This window comes from Variovorax sp. FW305-3-2-15-B-LB1, from assembly GCF_058787635.1.
This window is the reverse complement of record NZ_JBYSZY010000052.1, coordinates 1-18819: the sequence shown is the minus strand read 5'-3', so window position 1 is coordinate 18819 and position 18819 is coordinate 1. Positions and strand designations below refer to the sequence as shown.

Annotated in this window: 18 protein-coding genes; 14 read left to right on the top strand and 4 right to left on the bottom strand. The window is 68.1% G+C overall.

All coding sequences use genetic code 11. The features are described from left to right. The first annotated feature begins 3 nt into the window (after window positions 1-3). The 6 genes from AC3WQR_RS24980 to AC3WQR_RS24955 are packed head-to-tail and all read left to right on the top strand — an operon-like array spanning window position 4 to window position 6541. A complete protein-coding gene (locus AC3WQR_RS24980) occupies window positions 4-1008 on the top strand; it encodes an ABC transporter permease subunit (RefSeq protein ID WP_492744364.1) in 1005 nt (334 codons plus the stop codon). A gap of 4 nt (window positions 1009-1012) precedes the next feature. Continuing rightward, complete coding sequence (locus AC3WQR_RS24975; RefSeq protein WP_492744362.1) at window positions 1013-1921, top strand: ABC transporter permease subunit; 909 nt, start codon at window positions 1013-1015, stop codon at window positions 1919-1921. A 17-nt stretch (window positions 1922-1938) separates the two neighbouring features. Beyond that, window positions 1939-2964 (top strand): ABC transporter ATP-binding protein, encoded by a 1026-nt coding sequence (locus tag AC3WQR_RS24970; protein ID WP_492744360.1) that lies wholly within the window; start codon window positions 1939-1941, stop codon window positions 2962-2964. Beyond that, entirely contained in the window at window positions 2961-3983 is a 1023-nt protein-coding gene (locus AC3WQR_RS24965; protein WP_492744358.1) for a dipeptide ABC transporter ATP-binding protein, read from the top strand. The genes AC3WQR_RS24970 and AC3WQR_RS24965 overlap by 4 nt, the downstream gene beginning before the upstream one ends. A gap of 47 nt (window positions 3984-4030) precedes the next feature. After that, window positions 4031-5662 carry an ABC transporter substrate-binding protein gene (locus tag AC3WQR_RS24960; protein ID WP_070063394.1) on the top strand — a complete coding sequence of 544 codons (1632 nt, stop codon included), beginning with the start codon at window positions 4031-4033 and terminating at the stop codon, window positions 5660-5662. A gap of 3 nt (window positions 5663-5665) precedes the next feature. Then, entirely contained in the window at window positions 5666-6541 is an 876-nt protein-coding gene (locus AC3WQR_RS24955; protein WP_492744356.1) for a 5'-methylthioadenosine/adenosylhomocysteine nucleosidase, read from the top strand. On the opposite strand, the gene AC3WQR_RS24950 is transcribed toward AC3WQR_RS24955, so the two are convergent. Further along, window positions 6447-7199 (bottom strand): YoaK family protein, encoded by a 753-nt coding sequence (locus tag AC3WQR_RS24950; RefSeq protein WP_062481040.1) that lies wholly within the window; start codon window positions 7197-7199, stop codon window positions 6447-6449. The genes AC3WQR_RS24955 and AC3WQR_RS24950 overlap by 95 nt on opposite strands. Window positions 7200-7256: 57 nt before the next feature. Beyond that, window positions 7257-8243, bottom strand: coding sequence for a magnesium/cobalt transporter CorA (corA, locus tag AC3WQR_RS24945; RefSeq protein WP_056584267.1), 987 nt, complete (start codon window positions 8241-8243; stop codon window positions 7257-7259). A 225-nt stretch (window positions 8244-8468) separates the two neighbouring features. Here corA and AC3WQR_RS24940 point away from each other — a divergent pair, with 225 nt between their 5' ends. The 4 genes from AC3WQR_RS24940 to hprK all read left to right on the top strand — a co-directional run bounded on the left by AC3WQR_RS24940 (window position 8469) and on the right by hprK (window position 12960). Beyond that, a complete protein-coding gene (locus AC3WQR_RS24940; protein ID WP_492744354.1) occupies window positions 8469-10586 on the top strand; it encodes an ATP-dependent helicase in 2118 nt (705 codons plus the stop codon). Window positions 10587-10906: 320 nt separating this feature from the next. Next, window positions 10907-11236 carry a ribosome hibernation-promoting factor, HPF/YfiA family gene (gene hpf, locus AC3WQR_RS24935; protein ID WP_013538898.1) on the top strand — a complete coding sequence of 110 codons (330 nt, stop codon included), beginning with the start codon at window positions 10907-10909 and terminating at the stop codon, window positions 11234-11236. 192 nt (window positions 11237-11428) lie between these two features. Beyond that, complete coding sequence (locus AC3WQR_RS24930; RefSeq protein WP_042581318.1) at window positions 11429-11896, top strand: PTS sugar transporter subunit IIA; 468 nt, start codon at window positions 11429-11431, stop codon at window positions 11894-11896. A gap of 104 nt (window positions 11897-12000) precedes the next feature. Then, on the top strand, window positions 12001-12960 hold the full coding sequence (hprK, locus tag AC3WQR_RS24925; RefSeq protein ID WP_062481041.1) for an HPr(Ser) kinase/phosphatase: 960 nt from the start codon (window positions 12001-12003) through the stop codon (window positions 12958-12960). A 59-nt stretch (window positions 12961-13019) separates the two neighbouring features. On the opposite strand, the gene fur is transcribed toward hprK, so the two are convergent. Next, window positions 13020-13439, bottom strand: coding sequence for a ferric iron uptake transcriptional regulator (gene fur, locus AC3WQR_RS24920; protein ID WP_062481042.1), 420 nt, complete (start codon window positions 13437-13439; stop codon window positions 13020-13022). Between the two features lie 85 nt (window positions 13440-13524). Here fur and AC3WQR_RS24915 point away from each other — a divergent pair, with 85 nt between their 5' ends. The 4 genes from AC3WQR_RS24915 (at window position 13525) to AC3WQR_RS24900 (ending at window position 16271) form a co-directional block, all read left to right on the top strand. Further along, window positions 13525-14085, top strand: a complete 561-nt coding sequence (locus AC3WQR_RS24915; protein ID WP_062481043.1) for an outer membrane protein assembly factor BamE — start codon at window positions 13525-13527, stop codon at window positions 14083-14085. 176 nt (window positions 14086-14261) lie between these two features. After that, window positions 14262-15062 (top strand): 4-hydroxy-tetrahydrodipicolinate reductase, encoded by an 801-nt coding sequence (dapB, locus tag AC3WQR_RS24910; RefSeq protein WP_492734538.1) that lies wholly within the window; start codon window positions 14262-14264, stop codon window positions 15060-15062. 27 nt (window positions 15063-15089) lie between these two features. After that, window positions 15090-15785 carry a MotA/TolQ/ExbB proton channel family protein gene (locus AC3WQR_RS24905; protein ID WP_095743304.1) on the top strand — a complete coding sequence of 232 codons (696 nt, stop codon included), beginning with the start codon at window positions 15090-15092 and terminating at the stop codon, window positions 15783-15785. 15 nt (window positions 15786-15800) lie between these two features. Next, complete coding sequence (locus tag AC3WQR_RS24900; RefSeq protein WP_354345459.1) at window positions 15801-16271, top strand: ExbD/TolR family protein; 471 nt, start codon at window positions 15801-15803, stop codon at window positions 16269-16271. Window positions 16272-16295: 24 nt separating this feature from the next. On the opposite strand, the gene AC3WQR_RS24895 is transcribed toward AC3WQR_RS24900, so the two are convergent. After that, window positions 16296-18779 carry a glycogen/starch/alpha-glucan phosphorylase gene (locus tag AC3WQR_RS24895; protein ID WP_492744352.1) on the bottom strand — a complete coding sequence of 828 codons (2484 nt, stop codon included), beginning with the start codon at window positions 18777-18779 and terminating at the stop codon, window positions 16296-16298. Window positions 18780-18819: the final 40 nt, after the last annotated feature.

Sequence of the window (18819 nt, the reverse complement as noted above, 5' to 3'; positions counted from 1 at the left end):
TCGATGCTCAGATTCATTTCAGTCCGCCTAGGCTTGCTCGTGCCGACCTTCCTCGGCATGACGCTGCTGGCCTTCTTTCTCATCCGGCTGGTGCCGGGTGATCCCATCGAGACGATGGCCGGCGAGCGCGGGATCGACCCCGCGCGCCACGCCGAGCTGCGCACCGCCATGGGCCTGGACAAGCCCCTGCTCGTGCAATACGGCATCTACATCGGCCGCGTGCTGCACGGCGACCTGGGCAAGTCGCTCATCACGCAGGACACGGTGATGAGCGAGTTCCTCGCGCTCTTTCCGGCCACCGTCGAACTCGGCGTGTGCGCGATTCTTTTCGCGCTGCTGCTCGGGCTGCCGGCCGGCATCCTCGCGGCGGTGCGGCGCAACTCCATCTTCGACCACGGCGTGATGGCCACGTCGCTCACCGGCTACTCGATGCCGATCTTCTGGTGGGGCCTGCTGCTGATCCTGTTCTTCTCGGTGCAGCTGGGCTGGACGCCGGTGTCGGGCCGCATCTCGGTGCAGTACTTCGTCGAGCCGCAGACCGGCTTCCTGCTGATCGACGCGCTGCGCGCCGGCGAGACCGAGGCCTTCTGGTCGGCGCTGCATCACCTCATTCTTCCGGCCATCGTGCTGGGCACCGTGCCGCTGGCGGTCATTGCGCGCATGACGCGCTCGGCCATGCTCGAGGTGCTGGGCGAGGACTACATCCGCACCGCGCGCGCCAAGGGCCTGTCGCGCTTTCGCGTGGTGGGCCTGCATGCGCTGCGCAACGCGCTGATCCCGGTCGTCACGGTGATCGGCCTGCAGGTCGGCGTGCTCTTCACCGGCGCGATCCTGACCGAGACCATCTTCTCCTGGCCCGGCGTCGGCAAGTGGCTCATCGAAGCCATCGGCCGGCGCGACTACCCGGTGCTGCAGGGCGGCATGCTGCTGCTGGGCGGCATCGTGATGCTGCTCAACCTGCTGGTGGACATCGCCTACGGCGTCATCAACCCGCGGATCAGGCATTGAGTCGATGACGAGCAACACCCACGCAGCTCCCCCCGGCTCGCAGGCCTCGGCGCCTCCCGGTCCCTGGCGCGAGTTCTGGACCGCCTTCTCGGCGAACCGGGGCGCGGTCATCGGTCTCGTCACCATCGTGGTGCTGTTGCTGGTGGCGCTGTTCGCGCCGTGGATTGCACCGCACGCACCGAACGAAACCAACGCCGCCGCCTTCCTCAAGCCGCCGGCGTGGCAGGAGGGTGGTTCGTGGAGCTATCTGCTCGGCACCGACGCCATCGGGCGCGACATCCTGTCGCGGCTCATGCACGGCGCGCGGCTGTCGCTGTCGATCGGCGTCGCGGTGGTGGCGTTGTCGGTGGTGGTGGGCGTGGTGCTCGGGCTCGTCGCCGGCTTCTTTCGCGGCGCGCTGGAGATCGCGATCATGCGGATGATGGACATCATCCTCACGATGCCCAGCCTGCTGATGGCCATCGTGATCGTCGCGATCCTCGGGCCGGGGCTCGTCAACGCCATGCTCGCGGTGGCCATCGTGGTGCTGCCGCACTACGTGCGCATCACGCGCGCCACGGTCATCGCCGAGGTCTCGCGCGACTACGTGACCGCGGCGCGCGTGAGCGGCGCCAGCACGCTGCGCCTGATGTTCCGCGAGGTGCTGCCCAACTGTTCGGCGCCGCTGATCGTGCAGGCCTCGCTGGGCGTCTCGACCGCCATCCTCGATGCGGCGGCGCTCGGCTTCATCGGCCTGGGCGCGCAGCCGCCGTCGCCCGAATGGGGCACGATGCTGGCCGATGCGCGCGAGTTCGTGCTGCGCGCGTGGTGGGTCGTGACCTTCCCGGGGCTCGCCATTCTTGCGGCCGTGCTGGCCTTCAACCTGCTGGGCGACGGGCTGCGCGATGCGCTCGACCCGAAGCTCAAGCGCTGACGCAAAGGAGAGCACAGATGCCTTTGCTGGACATCAAGGACCTGCACGTCGAGTTCCCGACGCAAGGCGGCGTGCTGCACGCCGTCGACGGCGTGAGCCTCACGCTCGAAGAAGGCGAGGTGCTCGGCATCGTCGGCGAATCGGGCTCGGGCAAGAGCGTCACGATGATGGCGCTCATGGGCCTCGTCGGCTTTCCGGGCCGCGTGCGCGCCGATCACATGCGCTTCGCCGGCAAGGAGCTGCTCGGCATCTCCGACAAGGCGCGCCGCACGCTGGTCGGCAAGGAGGTCGCGATGATCTTCCAGGAGCCGACCACCAGCCTCAACCCCTGCTTCACCATCGGTTTCCAGCTGATGGAAACGCTGCGCCTGCACCTGAGGCTCGACAAGCGCGAAGCGAAGAAGCGCGCGACCGAACTGCTCGAGCAGGTGGGCATTCCCGCCGCCTCGTCGCGCCTGGGCAGCTACCCGCACCAGCTCTCGGGCGGCATGAACCAGCGCGTGATGATCGCCATGGCCATTGCCTGCAACCCGCGCCTCTTGATCGCCGACGAGCCGACCACCGCGCTCGACGTGACCATCCAGGCGCAGATCCTCGACCTGCTGCGGGACCTGCAGAAGGAGCGCGGCATGGCGCTCGTGCTCATCACGCACAACATGGGCGTGGTCAGCGAGATGGCGCAGCGCATCGCCGTGATGTACGCGGGGCAGGTGATGGAGCACCAGCGCGTCGACCGCCTCTTCGCATCGCCGCAGCATCCCTACACCGAGGCGCTGCTCGCGGCGCTGCCCGAGCGCGCCGCGCCCGAAGGCCGGCTCGCCACCATCAGCGGCGTGGTGCCCGGCGTGCACGACCGGCCCGCGGGCTGCCTGTTCGCGCCGCGCTGCGGCTACGTCACCGAGCGCGCCTGCCAGGTGCGACCGGCGCTGCGTGCGTGGCAGGGCGCCGAGGTGCGCTGCCACTTTCCGCTCGGCGAGCCGGGGCGCGCCGAAGCCATCGCGCAGGACCCGCCGCGCGCCGCCGTCGCGGAGGTGCTGCCATGAGCGACGCATCGCCCCCGGAGATCGTCGCCGAGGCGCGCAACCTGCAGCGCACCTACGCCGTGCGGCGCGGGCTGTTCCGCGCACCGGCGCAGCTGCGCGCCGTGGGCGACATCTCGTTCCGCCTCGAACGCGGGCGCACGCTCGCTGTGGTGGGCGAGTCGGGCTGCGGCAAGTCGACGCTCGCGCGCATGGTCGCGCTGATCGAGAAACCCACCGCCGGGCAGCTGACGCTGATCGGCGCCGATGCCGTGAGCCCGCCGCATGAACGCAAGCGCGAGCTGCGCCAGGCGGTGCAGCTGGTGTTCCAGAACCCGTACGGCTCGCTCAACCCGCGCAAGAAGATCTCGGCAGTGCTCGAAGACCCGCTGGCCATCAACACCACGCTGAGCAAGCCGGAGCGCGCCGAGCGCGCGCGCGAGATGCTGGTCCGCGTCGGCCTGCGCCCCGAGTACGCCAACCGCTACCCGCACATGTTCTCGGGCGGCCAGCGCCAGCGCATCGCCATCGCGCGCGCGCTCATGCTGTCGCCGCGCCTGCTGGTGGCCGACGAGCCGGTGTCGGCGCTCGACGTGTCGATCCAGGCGCAGGTGCTGAACCTGCTGGCCGACCTGCAGGCCGAGCTGGGGCTGGCCTACCTCTTCATCTCGCACGACCTGGGCGTGGTGCGCCACATCGCGCACGACGTGCTCGTGATGTACCTGGGCCACGCGGTGGAGCAGGGCCCCAAGTCGCGCATCTTCGCGCGGCCGCTGCATCCCTACACGCAGGCGCTGCTGGCCTCGACGCCGGGCCTGAGCAGCCAGCGCATCGTGCTCAAGGGCGAGCTGCCGTCGCCGCTGGACCCGCCCTCGGGCTGCGTCTTCAGCACGCGCTGCCCGCATGTGCAGCCGCGCTGCCGCGAAGAGCGTCCCGTGCTGCGCGCGCTCGACGAGCGGCTGGTGGCCTGCCACTACGCCGAGCAGTTTCTCGATGGCGCGCCTGCCGTGCGCGCCGATGGTCCCGTGCTCGCCGCGTCCTGAAGAAGAGTGGAGTGGCGATTTTTTCAACCCTGTCTCGAGGAGTCCCCATGAAGACCCAGTCCTCCGTTTCGCGCCGCTCACAAAAGCTGGCGCTCCTGGCACCGGCAGCGCTCACGGCCCTTACCCTGGCCTGCGGCGCCGTGTCAGCCAAGACGTTGGTGTACTGCTCCGAAGGAAGCCCGGAAAACTTCTATCCGGGCATGAACACCACCGGCACGTCCTTCGACGTGACCACGCAGGTCTACAACACCATCGTCGAGTTCGAGCGCGGCGGCACCAAGGTCATGCCGGGCCTGGCTGAAAAATGGGACATCTCGGCCGACGGCACCGTGTACACCTTCCACCTGCGCAAGGGCGTGAAGTGGCACACCACGAGCAAGAGCTTCAAGCCCACGCGCGACTTCAACGCCGACGACTTCATCTTCATGCTCGAGCGCCAGTGGAAGGAGAGCGACCCCTTCTTCAAGGTCACGAGCCAGAACCACTCCTACTTCAACGACATGGGCATGCCCAAGTTGCTGAAGTCGGTGGACCGCATCGACGACCACACGGTGAAGATCACGCTCAACCAGGCCGAGGCGCCGTTCCTCGCGAACCTGGCGATGCAGTACGCGGGCATCCAGTCGAAGGAATACGCCATCGCGATGCTGAAGGCCGGCACGCCCGAGAAGGTCGACCAGGACCCGGTCGGCACCGGCCCGTTCTACCTCGTGCAGTACCAGAAGGACGCGATCATCCGCTTCAAGGCCTTCCCGCAGTACTGGGGCGGCAAGGCCAAGATCGACGACCTCGTGTTCGCGATCACGCCCGATGCGTCGGTGCGCTGGGCCAAGCTGCAAAAGGGCGAGTGCCACGTCATGCCGTACCCGAATCCGGCCGACCTCGACGCGATCCGCAAGGACCCGAACGTGCAGGTGCTGGAGCAGCCGGGCCTGAACGTGGGCTACCTCTCGTACAACACGACGAAGAAGCCCTTCGACGACGTGCGCGTGCGCAAGGCCATCAACATGGCGATCAACAAGAAGGCCATCATCGACGGCGTGTACCTCACGACCGGCGTGGCGGCGAAGAACCCGATTCCGCCGACGCTGTGGTCCTACAACGATGCCGTCAAGGACGACCCGTACGACCCCGAAGCCGCCAAGAAGCTGCTGGCGCAGGCCGGCTTCCCCGACGGCTTCAGCACCGACCTGTGGGCCATGCCGGTGCAGCGCCCGTACAACCCGAACGCCAAGCGCATCGCCGAGCTGATGCAGGCCGACCTGGCCAAGATCAACGTCAAGGCCGAGATCAAGAGCTTCGAGTGGGGCGAGTACCGCAAGCGCCTGCAGGCCGGCGAGCACCAGATGGGCATGCTGGGCTGGACCGGCGACAACGGCGACCCGGACAACTTCATGTACACGCTGCTGGGCTGTGCCTCGGCCAAGTCGGCCAGCGGCAGCAACATCTCGAAGTTCTGCTATCAGCCCTACGAAGACCTCGTGGTGAAGGCCAAGAGCGCGACCAAACAGTCGGAGCGCGACGCGCTCTACAAGAAGGCGCAGGTCATCTTCAAGGAGCAGGCGCCGTGGTTCACCATCGCGCATGCGGTGCAGCTGAAGCCGGTGCGCAAGGAGGTCGTCGACTTCAAATTGAGCCCGTTCGGCCGCCACACGTTCTACGGCGTGGACATCAAGTAAGCCATGGTCGCTGCGCCCATCGCCATCGTCGCGGCCATGCACGAGGAGCTCAGTGCGCTCCTCGCGCGCATGCCCGACGAGCAGCGCGTGCGCGTGGCTGGCCGCGACTTCTGGGTCGGCCACCTGCAGGGCCAGCCCGTGGTCGCGGTGCTGTCGCGCATCGGCAAGGTCGCGGCGGCGGTCACGGCCACGGTGCTGCTCGAGCGCTTCGGCGTGCGGGCGATCGTGTTCACCGGCGTGGCGGGCGGACTGGCGCCGGGCGTGAACGTCGGTGACGTGGTCGTGGCGACCGAGCTGCTGCAGCACGACATGGACGCCTCGCCGATCTTTCCGAAGTACGAGGTGCCGCTGATGGGGCGTTCGCGCTTCGTGGCCGATGCGGCCATCGGCGATGCGCTGGCGGCGGTGGCCGAGGGCACGCTGCGCGATCCGGTGGGCCTGGTGGGGCAGAAGGCGGTCGATGAATTCCATCTGCGTGCACCGAGGGTGCATCGCGGCCTGCTGATCAGCGGCGACCGCTTCGTGTCGACCACCGCGGAGTGCGGGGCCCTGCAGCGTTCGCTGCCCGACGCACTCGCCGTCGAGATGGAAGGCGCTGCGATGGCGCAGGCTTGCCACGACTACGGCGTGCCCTTCGCGGCGCTGCGGACCATCTCGGACCGCGCCGACGATGCCGCGCACGGCGACTTCACGCGCTTCGTGGCCGAGGTGGCGAGCCGCTACAGCCTCGCGCTCGTCGACGCCTGGCTCGCCTCCCTGCCGCGCCGCGGCCTGAAGAACCCGCCTACGGCGCGAGCCGGCGCAGCTGCGGCAGGTCGCGCAGCAGCGGCGGGATCGACAGCGCCAGCAGCAGCGCGGCCAGCGGCACGACGCAGATGAAGCCCACGTGCTTGAAACCCAGCGCGCCCACGGCGCCGCCGAGCACGAACATCGCCACCAGCCCGCCGCAGCGACGCAGCCTGCTGCGGTCGTGACGCACCGGCAGCGGCGTGGACGGCGCGCGCCGGTTCCAGTAGAGCATCTTGCCCAGCTCGATCCCCACGTCGGTGATGTTGCCGGTCATGTGGGTGGTGCGCGTGCTGCCGCCCGAGGTCTTCGACGCCACGGCGTTCTGCAGGCCCATGATGAACGACAGCAGCAGCACCGTGAGCGGCACCGCGAACGGCGTGGCCCAGGTCAGCGTGATGGCGCCGGCGAGCCCGAACGGGAACATCAGCGCGGCCTCCAGCAGCAGCGGCAGCGCATACACGCCATGCAGCCGGTGCTGCCGCGCCCAGTTCACCAGCACCGCGCAGACCGCGGCGCCGCTCACGAACGCCAGGATCGCGCCCAGCGCGTTCAGCAGCAGCGTGAGGTTGCCCAGCACCATGCCGTCCGCCAGCTGCGAGGCGAAGCCGGTCATGTGCGAGGTGTACATGTGCAGCACGAGGAAGCCGCCCGCATTGATGGCGCCGGCGTTGAAGGCCAGCAGCAGTCCGAGCGCGGTGTTCGTCGACGGCGCGCGGTGGCGGTTGGTGAGGAAACGAAGTCTGCGCACGGGGCTCTCCAGGGGCAGCTGCCTGCCGACAGCCACTCTAGCACCCGATGCGCGGCGTTACTTGAGCCAGCCGCGCCGGCGGAAGTACCACATCGGCACCAGCGCGCTCGCGGCCATCAGCGCGATGGCGTAGGGGTAGCCCATGGCCCAGTCGAGCTCGGGCATGAACTTGAAGTTCATGCCGTAGATGCTCGCGATCAGCGTGGGCGGCAGCAGCGCGACGCTGGCCACCGAGAAGATCTTGATGGTCTTGTTCTGGTTGATGTTGATGAAACCGACGGTCGCATCCATCAGGAAGTTGATCTTGTCGAAGAGGAAGGCCGTGTGGTTGTCCAGCGATTCGATGTCGCGCAGGATCTGCCGCGCTTCCTCGAACTGCTCGGCGTTGAGCATCTTGCTGCGCATCATGAAGCTCACGGCGCGGCGCGTGTCCATCACGTTGCGGCGGATGCGGCCGTTCAAGTCTTCCTGCCGTGCGATGGCGCCGAGCACCTCGCCGGCCAGCTCGTCGCTGACGTTGCCCGACAGCACTTTCTTGCCCGCCACTTCGAGCTCGTCGTAGATGTTCTCCAGCGTGTCGGCCGAGTATTCGGCGTCGGCGTCGAAGAGCTTGAGCATCACTTCCTTCGCGTCTTCGATCAGTCCCGGCGCGCGGCGTGCGCGCATGCGCAGCAGGCGGAACACGGGCACGTCTTCGTCGTGGATCGAGAACAGCACGCCGCGGCTGCGCAGGTCGGTGTTGTGCTGGTTGAGGATGAAGGCGACGCGCACCGTGCGCGGGTCTTCGTCGTCGTCGATCAAAAAGTCGGAGCGGATGTGCAGCTCGCCGTTGTCTTCCTCGTAGAAGCGGGCCGATTCCTCGATGTCCTCGTCCATCGCGTCTTCGGGAATCGAGAGGCCGTAGTACTGCTTGATCCAGCGCTTTTCCTCGAGCGTGGGCGACTCGAGGTCGACCCAGATCGGCTGGAACTTGGAGAGCTCTTCGAGCGACTCGATCTCTTCCTGGACGAGGCGGCCGTTGGCGAGCGTAAAGATGTTGAGCATGGGCTCACTCCCGGGGGTGACTGAACGATGGGCGAGGGCGGGGCGCTTTCAATTCCCGCGGACCCGGCGTCAGTACATCACGCGCAGCGTCGCCAGGGAGTTGAAAGCTGCCGAGACGGGGCGGTTTCCAAGGGGAGTCTCCGGTTGCAGCGAGGCGCGATTATGTCACCGGCCACAGGGCGACAAGGCACTCGAACTGGACGGACATACAGTAAAGTCGTGCCCATGCAGACCCCTGCGTCCCCCGTTCTTTCCACCCCGCCGAAGACGCAAGCCGAGCGCCTGGCCGCGGCGCTTGCCGCGCTCAACGACGACCAGCGCGCGGCGGTCGAGCACGGCGTGGGCGCGGCGGTCGGCGCCGACCACCGGCCGCTGCTCGTGATCGCCGGTGCCGGCTCGGGCAAGACCAGCACGCTGGCGCACCGCGTGGCGCACCTGATCGCGGACGGGGTCGATCCGCAGCGCCTGCTGCTGCTCACCTTCTCGCGCCGCGCCGCGCAGGAAATGGAGCGCCGCGCAGGCCAGGTGCTGGCGCGCGTGCTGGGCCTGAAGTCGGAGCGCCCGCCGGCGCTGCCGTGGGCCGGCACCTTCCACGGCATCGGCGCGCGGCTGCTGCGCGAGTACGCCGCGCAGATCGGGTTGGACGAGAACTTCACCATCCACGACCGCGGCGACGCCGAAGACCTCATGGGGCTGGTGCGGCACGAGCTGGGCCTGTCGTCCACGGTCAACCGCTTCCCGCGCAAGGGCACCTGCCTGTCGATCTACTCGCGCTGCGTGAACACGCGCGCGCCGCTGGCCGCCGTGCTGAAGGACAGCTTTCCCTGGTGTGCCGAGTGGGAGGTTGAGCTCAAAACGCTCTTCGGCGCCTACGTCGAGGCCAAGCAGCAGCAGAACGTGCTCGACTACGACGACCTCTTGCTCTACTGGGCCGAGATGGTCGCCGAGCCCGCGCTGGCCGCGCACGTCGGCGCGCGCTTCGACCACGTGCTGGTCGACGAGTACCAGGACACCAACCTGCTGCAGGCCGAGATCCTGCGCGCGATGAAGCCCGACGGGCGTGGCGTGACGGTGGTGGGCGACGACGCGCAGTCGATCTACTCGTTCCGCGGCGCCACGGTGCGCAACATCCTCGACTTTCCCTCGCAGTTCTCGCAGGCCGCGCGCATCGTCACGCTGGAGCGCAACTACCGCTCGACGCAGCCGATCCTCGACGTGTCGAACCGCGTCATCGCGCAGGCCGCCGAGCGGCACGCCAAGACGCTGTGGACCGACAAGCCCTCGGCCGGCAAACCGGTGCTGGTGCTCGTGCCCGACGAGGCCGGGCAGGCGCGCTGGGTGGCCGACAAGATCCTGGCGCACCGCGAGGGCGGGCTGGCGCTGAAGTCGCAGGCGGTGCTGTTTCGCACTTCTTCGCACAGCGCGGCGCTCGAGCTGGAGCTGGCGCGGCGCAACATCCCGTTCGTGAAGTTCGGCGGGCTCAAGTTCCTCGAGGCCTCGCATGTGAAGGACCTGCTCGCGGTGCTGCGTTTCGCGCAGAACCCGCGCGGGCGCATGGCGGGCTTCCGGGTCACACAGCTCATTCCCGGCGTGGGCCCGGCCACCGGCACGCGCCTGCTCGACGCGATGGACCAGGCGGCCGACCCAGCCGCAGCCGTGCGCGACTTCGTGCCGCCGTCGGCCGCGCGCGAACAGTGGGCCGACTTTGCCCAGGCCTACGCCGCCTTGCGCGCGCCGTCGCTGCAGTGGCCGGCCGACGTCGAGGTGGCCATGCAGTGGTACCAGCCGCACCTGGAGCGGCTGTACGAAGACACCTCGGGCGTGCGGCGCGCCGACGTCGAGCAACTGGCGCGGCTGGCGGCCGGCTATGGCTCGCGCGAGCGCTTTCTCACCGAGCTCACGCTCGACCCGCCCGAGGCCACCAGCGACCGGCCCGGCCCGCCCTCGCTCGACGAGGACTACCTGATCCTGTCGACCATCCATTCGGCCAAGGGCCAGGAGTGGAACTCGGTGCACGTCATCAACGTGGTCGACGGCTGCATGCCGGCCGACGTGGCGCAGGGCGCGCACGAACTGGAAGAAGAGCGGCGCCTGCTCTACGTGGCGATGACGCGGGCCCGCGACCACCTGCACCTGGTGATGCCGCAGCGCTTCCACATCACGCAGCAGGCGGCGCGCGGCGACCGGCACCTGTACGCCAACCGCACCCGCTTCATCACCGAGTCCGACCTGGCGGGCTTCGAGCTGCAGACCTGGCCGCCGCCGCCGGTGCTGCCGCCCGCGGTGCCGCCGCCGGCCGCGGTGATCGACCTGCGCAACCGCATGCGCGCCGCCTGGCGCTGAACGGGCCGGCCCTTCGGGCGGGAGGGGCACTTCGCGCTGCACATGGAAACACTTGCTTCCAATGTGCCGCAAGGGCATGCCACTGCACGGGGGTAGCTATGGAATCAATAGCGGATTAGGGCATGCAATACACCGGCCCGTCACTCGGGCAAGCCCCGGTATTGCAATACCGTGACAGCTTGGGCATAGTGAATCCGACCGCCCCCTTTCTTCATCTCCCTTCCTCTTCCCCCTCTCTCCCAACCTCACCTGTTTCGCCGGCCACGCTTCATCCCGGAGCGCGGTCATTTCCCCAACCGTCAATTCTCAGGAGGTCATTCATGAATTTGACGATCAGCGGTCATCACCTCGACGTCACACCTGCCTTGCGCACCTACGTCACGAGCAAGCTGGACCGGATCACGCGACATTTCGACCAGGTGGTCGATGTCAAGGTGATCCTCACGGTGGAAAAGCAGAAGGAAAAGGAACGCCGCCAAAGGGCGGAGTGCAACATTCACGTCAAGGGCAATGACATGTTCGCGGAATCGAGCCACGCTGATCTGTACGCCGCGGTTGATGAGCTGGTCGACAAGCTCGACCGCCAGGTGGTCCGCCACAAGGATCGCCTGCAGGACCACCATCACGTGGCGCCCAAGCGCGTGATGTAAACGCCGGGCCCCGCGCCCCGCATCTCAGGCCGCCTTCGGGCGGCCTTTTGTTTGTCCGACCACATTGGTGGGGCTTTGCAAGGGCCTCCAGAGGAAGCGACGCCTCACGGCAACACATGTAGACGAAAGTAATTAGGGGGACTGGGGGTTTTTACCGAGGAGGTGCATAATCGCCCCCGCTCTGACCCCACCATGAATCGCCTCGCGTCCATCCTGCCGCCCGCTCAAGTGCTCGTGAGCGTTGACGCCACCAGCAAGAAACGTGCTTTCGAAGAAGCCGGCCTGCTGTTCGAGAGCCTTCACGGTCTGGGCCGTGCCCTCATCACCGACAGCCTGTTTGCGCGCGAGCGCCTCGGCTCCACCGGTCTGGGCCACGGAGTCGCCATTCCACATGGCCGCATCAAGGGCCTCAAGGCGCCGATGGCCGCGGTGTTCCAGCTGGCGAACCCCATCGGCTTCGACGCTCCTGACGAGCAGCCCGTGGCGCTGCTGATCTTCCTGCTGGTGCCCGAAGCGGCCACGCAGAAGCACCTCGAAATCCTGTCTGAAATTGCCGAGCTGCTGAGCGACGCCGGCCTGCGCGAGCAGATCAAGTCCAGCACCGACGCCGCCGCGCTGCACGGCCTCATTGCCGGCTGGCAGTCGACCCAGGTCGCCTGAGCGCCCGTGCCGGGCCTGCCGCTGCTGCTGATAAGCTGCGGCGACGCTTTTCTCTCTCTCCATCCTGACCAGAATGCCGGCGTCTTGCGCCGGCCGCCGCACGCATGAAGCCGACCGTCATCAGCGCCGATGCCATGTTCGAGGAGTTCCGTGGGTCGCTCCGCTGGGAATGGCTCGCGGGCCTGGGTGCCTCGGAGCGCCAGTTCGACCCCGACGTCATCAGCCGCGCGCAGTCGGCCGCCGACCTGGTCGGCTACCTGAACTACATCCACCCGTACCGCGTGCAGATCCTCGGTGCGCGCGAGGTGGCCTACCTCACGCGCGGCAGCAAGGAAGACTGCGTGCGCCGCATCGGGCGCATCGTCACGCTGGAGCCGCCGATGCTGGTGCTGGCCGACGGCCAGGCCGCGCCCGACGAGCTGCTGTCGATCTGCGAGCGCGCCCAGCTGCCGCTGTTTGCCACGCGCGAGTCGTCGGCCTTCGTGATCGACCTGCTGCGCGCCTATCTGTCCAAGCACTTTGCCGAGCGCACCTCGATGCACGGCGTGTTCATGGACATCCTGGGCATGGGCGTGATGATCACGGGCGAGTCGGGCCTCGGAAAGAGCGAGCTTGGCCTGGAGCTGATCTCGCGCGGCAACGGCCTGGTGGCCGACGACGCGGTCGACCTGTACCGCATCAACCAGAACACCATCGAGGGCCGCTGCCCCGACCTGCTGCTGAACCTGCTGGAGGTGCGCGGCATCGGCCTGCTGGACATCCGCGCGATCTTCGGCGAGACGGCGGTGCGCCGGAAGATGCGCCTGAAGCTCATCGTGCACCTCGTGCGGCGCGACAGCTTCGAGCGCGACTACGAGCGCATGCCCTCGGCGCCGCTCACGCAGGACGTGCTGGGCATCCCGGTGCGCAAGGTCATCATCCAGGTGGTGGCGGGGCGCAACATCGCCGTGCTGGTGGAGGCGGCGGTGCGCAACTCGATCCTGCAGCTGCGCGGCATCGACACCTATGCCGACTTCGTGGCCCGCCACCACAAGGCGATGGAGAGCGGGCGCGATCCGGACTGAGCAAAGAAAAAAGCCCTTCAAAGTGAAGGGCCGCTTTCTGCTTCAGCAGGTCTTCAGCGTCAGCGCTTCTTGACGCAGTCGCCGCACAGGCCGTACAGCGACATGGCGTGGTCCTGCAGGACCCAGCCCTTGTCCTTGGCGATCATCTGCTGGCGCCGCTCGATCTCGGCGTCGTAGAACTCCTCGACCTTGCCGCACGAGGTGCAGACCAGGTGGTCGTGGTGCGTGCCTTCGTTCAGTTCGTAGACCGCCTTGCCGCTTTCGAAGTGGCTGCGCTCCAGGATGCCGGCCTGCTCGAACTGCGTGAGCACGCGGTACACGGTGGCCAGGCCGATGTCGGAGTGTTCGTTGAGCAGCACGCGGAAGACGTCTTCCGCCGTCATGTGCCGCTGGCTGCCGGTCTGGAAGATCTCGAGGATCTTCAGTCGCGGCAAGGTGGCCTTGAGGCCGGTGTTCTTGAGTTCGTCGATGTTGGCCATGATGGTTCCTGCGCCCTGGGCTGAGGCCGGGCCTTCAGGCTCGGCCGCTACAATGTTCGATCATATCGCTACCCCCTCTTCTCCCATGCCTGCCATCCTCCAACGCCGGCCCTGGTTGCTGGTTGCTGCCATTGCGGCGACGCTCGCCCTCGGTGCCTGCAGCGGTTTCAGCGAACGCACGCGTGGCGCGCTGTCTGCCGTCACCCCCTACAAAGTCGAAGTGGTGCAGGGCAATTTCGTGTCGAAGGAACAGGTCGCGGCACTCAAGCCCGGCATGTCGCGCCAGCAGGTGCGCGAGATCCTCGGCACCTCGCTGCTGAACGACGTCTTCCACGCCAACCGCTGGGACTACGTCTTCACGATCCGCCGCCAGGGCGTCGATCCGCAGGAGCGCCGCCTGACCGTGTTCTTCAACGGTGAACTCATGGACCGCTTCGAGGGCGATGAAATGCCCAGCGAAGAAGAATTCGTCGCCACGCTCGACACCCGCCGCAAGAGCGGCAAGGTGCCGCAGCTCGAGGCCACCGAAGAAGAGCTCAAGAAATTCGCGCCCAAGGCCGACAAGAAAGCCGACACCACCGGCACCCCGGCAGCCCCCATGCCCGCGCTGCCGGCCGCCTACCCCCCGCTCGAAGCCGCGCGCTGAGCGTGCGCGGCACGGGCTCCGGCGGCGGCCACCCCTCCTGCGGGCGGTGCCCGCCGGACCGGTGGGGTGGCTTTCGTCGGTGTCCATGGCTCCCGTAGGGACTTTTCAACGACCGAATCCCCGTGACTGAACCGACCATCACCCCCACTTCCGATTCTTCTTCCTCCGCTCCCGCGCTGCGCCGGGTGGCGATCGCCGGCGCCTCGGGCCGCATGGGCCACATGCTCATCGAGGCCGTGCGCAACGCGCCCGACTGCCGCCTCGCTGGCGCGCTCGACATCGCCGGCAGCGCCGCCCTCGGCGCCGATGCCGCGGCCTTCCTGGGCTTCACCAGCGGCGTGCCCATCGTGGCCGACCTGCGCACCGGCCTGCAGGACGCCCAGGTGCTCATCGACTTCACCCGTCCCGAAGGCACGATGGCGCACCTGGCCGTGTGCCGCGAGTTGGGCGTGCAGGCCGTGATCGGCACCACCGGCTTCAGCGACGCGCAGAAGGCCGAGATCGCCGAGATCGCCAAAGACATCGCCATCATGATGGCGCCCAACATGAGCGTGGGCGTCAACGTCACGCTCAAGCTGCTCGACATGGCCGCCCGTGCGATGGCCACCGGCTACGACATCGAGATCGTCGAGGCCCACCACCGCTTCAAGGTCGATGCGCCCTCGGGCACCGCGCTCAAGATGGGCGAGGTGATCGCCGACGCGCTGGGCCGCGACCTCAAGGACTGCGCCGTGTACGGCCGCGAAGGCATCACGGGCGAGCGCGACCCGTCGACCATCGGCTTCGCCACCATCCGCGGCGGCGACATCGTGGGCGACCACACCGTGCTGTTCGCGGGCATCGGCGAGCGCATCGAAATCTCCCACAAGTCGTCCAGCCGCGTGACCTACGCGCAGGGCGCGCTGCGTGCGGTGCGCTTCCTGAGCGGCCAGCGCAGCGGCCTGTTCGACATGTTCGACGTACTCGGCCTGCGTTAAGCCAGGCGCACAAAACCAAGGACGCGGATGAGCGTGCTCGAACTGCTGACCCACGGTGACGGCGTCAGCCGTTCGGTGGCCGCGCTGCTGCTCGCGATGTCGATCGCCAGCTGGGTCGTGATCCTCTGGAAGGCCTGGCTGCTGCGCGGCGGCACGCGCGACGTGCTGCGCAGCATCGCCGCGTTCTGGCAGTCGGCCACCCTGGTCGAGGCCGAGCAGAAGCTGCAGGCCTTCGACCGCGCCGAACTCGTGCGCCCCGCCGTGGCCGCGCTGCGCCAGGCCGCCACCGAAGCCCCCGGCGGCACGCTGGGCGCCACGGTCGACCGCAACCAGCGCCTCACGCGCGTGCTGCGCGGTGCATTGCACGGCGCGCTGCGGCGCCTGCAGGCCGGCCAGATCCTGCTGGCCACCGTCGGCGCCACCGCGCCCTTCGTCGGCCTGCTCGGCACCGTCTGGGGCATCTATGGCGCGCTCGCGGGCATCGCGGGCCAGACCGGCGGCTTCACCATCGACAAGGTGGCCGGGCCGGTCGGCGAGGCGCTCGTCATGACGGCCTTCGGCCTTGCGGTCGCCATTCCGGCCGTGCTGGCCTACAACGTGTTCGGCCGTGTGGTGGGTCGCGTCGAGGCCGAGCTCGAAGGCTTCGCGCATGACCTGCTCGGCAGCTTCGGCGAAGCGCCGGCACCCGCCGCACCGCCGCCCGCGCGGCCGATGCCTGTTTAAGGCGCCACGCACACCATGGCCTTCGGACGCACCTCACTGGGCAGCAGCGCCGCAGGCGGCGGGCGAGCCATGGGCGCGGGTGGGCAGCGCCCGCTGTCCGACATCAACGTCACGCCGCTGGTCGACGTGATGCTGGTGCTGCTGGTGATCTTCATCATCACCGCGCCGCTGATGGCCAGCTCGATCAAGCTCGACCTGCCGCAGACCGACGCGGGCCAGCCCAACGACACGCCGAAGTTCGTGAGCCTGTCGGTCGATGCGTCGGGCAAGGTCTTCCTGAACGACAAGGCCGTGACCGATGAAGAGCTGACCGCCCAGCTCGAAAAGGCCGCCGCCGACAGCAAGGACACCGAGGTGCAATTGCGCGCCGACCAGACCGTGCCCTACGGCAAGGTGGTGGCGCTCATGGGCATTGCGAACAAGGCCGGGTTGAGCCGCATCGGCTTCGTGACCGAGGCCGAGGCGGCCCCCGCCAAAACGCGCTGATCTTGCGGGCCCGGCCCGCTCGCCTCAGCCGAGCACCACGGGCTTCGTGTGCCAGATCTCGTGGGCGTATTCGGCGATCGTCCGGTCCGACGAAAAAGCGCCCATTCCCGCCACGTTGAGGATCGCCATGCGCGTCCACGCCTCCGCATCGCGGTACAGCGCATCGACCTCGGCCTGCTTCGCGACATAGCTCGCGTAGTCGGCCAGCAGCAGGTAGTGGTCGCCCCAGTTCACGAGCGCGTCGTAGATGCCCTGGTAGCGCGCGGGCTCGCCCGGCGAGAACGCGCCGTCGCGGATTGCGTCGAGCACGCGCTTGAGTTCGGCGTTTTCTTCGTAGATCTCGCGTGGCTGGTAGCCGCGTGCGCGGATGTCGGCCACCTCGGGCGTGGTGTGGCCGAAGATGAAGATGTTCTCGGGGCCGACGTTCTCGCGCATCTCGACGTTGGCGCCGTCGAGCGTGCCGATGGTGAGCGCGCCGTTGAGCGCGAACTTCATGTTGCCGGTACCTGAAGCTTCCGTGCCCGCGGTGGAAATCTGCTCCGACAGGTCGGCCGCCGGCATGATGATCTCGGCCAGGCTCACGCTGTAGTTCGGCAGGAACACCACCTTCAGCAGCTTGCCCACGCGCGCATCGGCGTTCACGGTGGCCGCCACGTCGTTGATGAGCCGGATCACCTGCTTGGCCATCGCATAGGCCGAGGCCGCCTTGCCCGCGAACACGACAACGCGCGGCACGATGTCGACCGGCGCGCCGCTGGCCTGCGCATCGAGGATGCGGTGGTACCGCGCGATCACGTGCAGCACGTTGAGCAGCTGCCGCTTGTACTCGTGGATGCGCTTGACCTGCACGTCGAACATCGCGTCGGTGTCCAGGTCGAGCTTCAGGTGTTCGCCGACCCAGTTGGCCAGCCGCAGCTTGTTCTCGCGCTTGGCATGGCGAAAGGCGCGCACGAAGGCGGGCTGCGCGACCATCGGGCGCAATGCCTCGAGCTGCGACAGGTCGCGCCGCCAGCCCTTGCCGATGCGCTGGTCGAGCAGTGCGGCCAGCGGCGGGTTGGCCTGCGCGAGCCAGCGGCGCGGCGTGACGCCGTTGGTCTTGTTGTTGAAGCGCTCGGGAAAGATCTTCGCGAAGTCGGCAAAGATCGACTGCTTCATCAGCTCCGAGTGCAGCCCCGACACGCCGTTCACCGAATGGCTCGCGAGCACCGCCACGTAGGCCATGCGCACGCGGCGCTCGCCGGTCTCGTCGATCAGCGAGAGGCGGCGCACCAGCTCGACGTCCTGCCCGTGCGTCTGCGTCACGGCGGCCAGGAACTTCGCGTTGATGTCGTACAGGATCTGCAGGTGGCGCGGCAGGATGCGCCCCAGCATCTCGACCGGCCAGGTTTCCAGGGCCTCGTGCATCAGCGTGTGGTTGGTGTAGCTGAACACCTTCTGCGTGTGGCCCCAGGCCACGTCCCACGCCAGGCCGTGCTCGTCGAGCAGCAGGCGCATGAGCTCGGGCACGGCCAGCACCGGGTGCGTGTCGTTCAGGTGGATGCTGACCTTTTCCGACAGCTGGTCGAAGCTCGTGTGGTTGCGCAGGTAGCGGCGCAGCAGGTCCTGCACGCTGGCGCTGCAGAAGAAGTACTCCTGGTGCAGCCGCAGCTCGCGGCCCGAGGGCGTGGAGTCGTCGGGGTAGAGCACCCGCGAGACGTTCTCGGAGTGGTTCTTGCTCTCCACCGCCGCCATGTAGTTGCCGCGGTTGAAGGCCGACAGGTCGATCTCCTCGGTGGCGCGCGCCGACCACAGCCGCAAGGTGTTGGTGGCCTGCGTGCCGTAGCCGGGAATGATGGTGTCGTAGGCCACGGCGAGCACGTCGTGCGTGTCGACCCAGTCGGCCGCGCCGTAGGGCGCGTTCTTGCCTTCGCGCTTTTGCACGTGGCCGCCGAAGCGCACGCGGTAGTTCACCTCGGGCCGCTGGAACTCCCACGGGTTGCCGCGCGTGAGCCAGTAGTCGGGCGTTTCGACCTGCTGGCCGTCGACGATGCGCTGGCGGAACATGCCGTACTCGTAGCGGATGCCGTAGCCCATGCCGGGCACGCCGAGCGTGGCCATCGAATCGAGAAAGCAGGCCGCGAGCCGGCCCAGGCCGCCGTTGCCGAGCGCCGCATCGGGCTCGCGCTCGGCCAGCGCCGCCATGTCGACGCCGAAGTCGGCCAGCGCCTCGCGCACGGTGCCGTACAGGTCGACGGCGAGCAGCGCGTTGGTGAAAGTGCGCCCGATGAGGAACTCCATCGACAGGTAATACACGCGCTTGAGGTCCTGCGCGTAGTTGGCGCGCGTGGTCGTCATCCAGCGCTCGACGAGCTGGTCGCGCACGGCCAGCGCGGTGGCGTGCAGCCAGTCATCGGGGCTGGCGGCCACGGGGTCCTTGCCGACGGCGTAGATCAGCTTGTTGGCCACCGCGCGCTTGAAGGCGGCAACGTCGCGGTCGGGGTGGTCGTAGGCGAAGTCCTTGATCGTCATGGAGGCGTTCCCGGAGTGGGTGGTGGGGTGTGTGTGGGGC

What these genes read in the sequence shown, in the direction of transcription:
- AC3WQR_RS24930 (WP_042581318.1), top strand. Translation starts at nt 11,429, where the DNA reads ATGAATCGCCTCGCGTCCATCCTGCCGCCCGCTCAAGTGCTCGTGAGC.
- AC3WQR_RS24965 (WP_492744358.1), top strand. Translation starts at nt 2,961, where the DNA reads ATGAGCGACGCATCGCCCCCGGAGATCGTCGCCGAGGCGCGCAACCTG.
- AC3WQR_RS24895 (WP_492744352.1), bottom strand. Translation starts at nt 18,779, where the DNA reads ATGACGATCAAGGACTTCGCCTACGACCACCCCGACCGCGACGTTGCC.
- AC3WQR_RS24915 (WP_062481043.1), top strand. Translation starts at nt 13,525, where the DNA reads ATGCCTGCCATCCTCCAACGCCGGCCCTGGTTGCTGGTTGCTGCCATT.
- AC3WQR_RS24905 (WP_095743304.1), top strand. Translation starts at nt 15,090, where the DNA reads ATGAGCGTGCTCGAACTGCTGACCCACGGTGACGGCGTCAGCCGTTCG.
- AC3WQR_RS24960 (WP_070063394.1), top strand. Translation starts at nt 4,031, where the DNA reads ATGAAGACCCAGTCCTCCGTTTCGCGCCGCTCACAAAAGCTGGCGCTC.
- AC3WQR_RS24970 (WP_492744360.1), top strand. Translation starts at nt 1,939, where the DNA reads ATGCCTTTGCTGGACATCAAGGACCTGCACGTCGAGTTCCCGACGCAA.
- AC3WQR_RS24975 (WP_492744362.1), top strand. Translation starts at nt 1,013, where the DNA reads ATGACGAGCAACACCCACGCAGCTCCCCCCGGCTCGCAGGCCTCGGCG.
- fur (WP_062481042.1), bottom strand. Translation starts at nt 13,439, where the DNA reads ATGGCCAACATCGACGAACTCAAGAACACCGGCCTCAAGGCCACCTTG.
- AC3WQR_RS24980 (WP_492744364.1), top strand. Translation starts at nt 4, where the DNA reads ATGCTCAGATTCATTTCAGTCCGCCTAGGCTTGCTCGTGCCGACCTTC.
- AC3WQR_RS24900 (WP_354345459.1), top strand. Translation starts at nt 15,801, where the DNA reads ATGGCCTTCGGACGCACCTCACTGGGCAGCAGCGCCGCAGGCGGCGGG.
- hprK (WP_062481041.1), top strand. Translation starts at nt 12,001, where the DNA reads ATGAAGCCGACCGTCATCAGCGCCGATGCCATGTTCGAGGAGTTCCGT.
- corA (WP_056584267.1), bottom strand. Translation starts at nt 8,243, where the DNA reads ATGCTCAACATCTTTACGCTCGCCAACGGCCGCCTCGTCCAGGAAGAG.
- hpf (WP_013538898.1), top strand. Translation starts at nt 10,907, where the DNA reads ATGAATTTGACGATCAGCGGTCATCACCTCGACGTCACACCTGCCTTG.
- AC3WQR_RS24955 (WP_492744356.1), top strand. Translation starts at nt 5,666, where the DNA reads ATGGTCGCTGCGCCCATCGCCATCGTCGCGGCCATGCACGAGGAGCTC.
- AC3WQR_RS24940 (WP_492744354.1), top strand. Translation starts at nt 8,469, where the DNA reads ATGCAGACCCCTGCGTCCCCCGTTCTTTCCACCCCGCCGAAGACGCAA.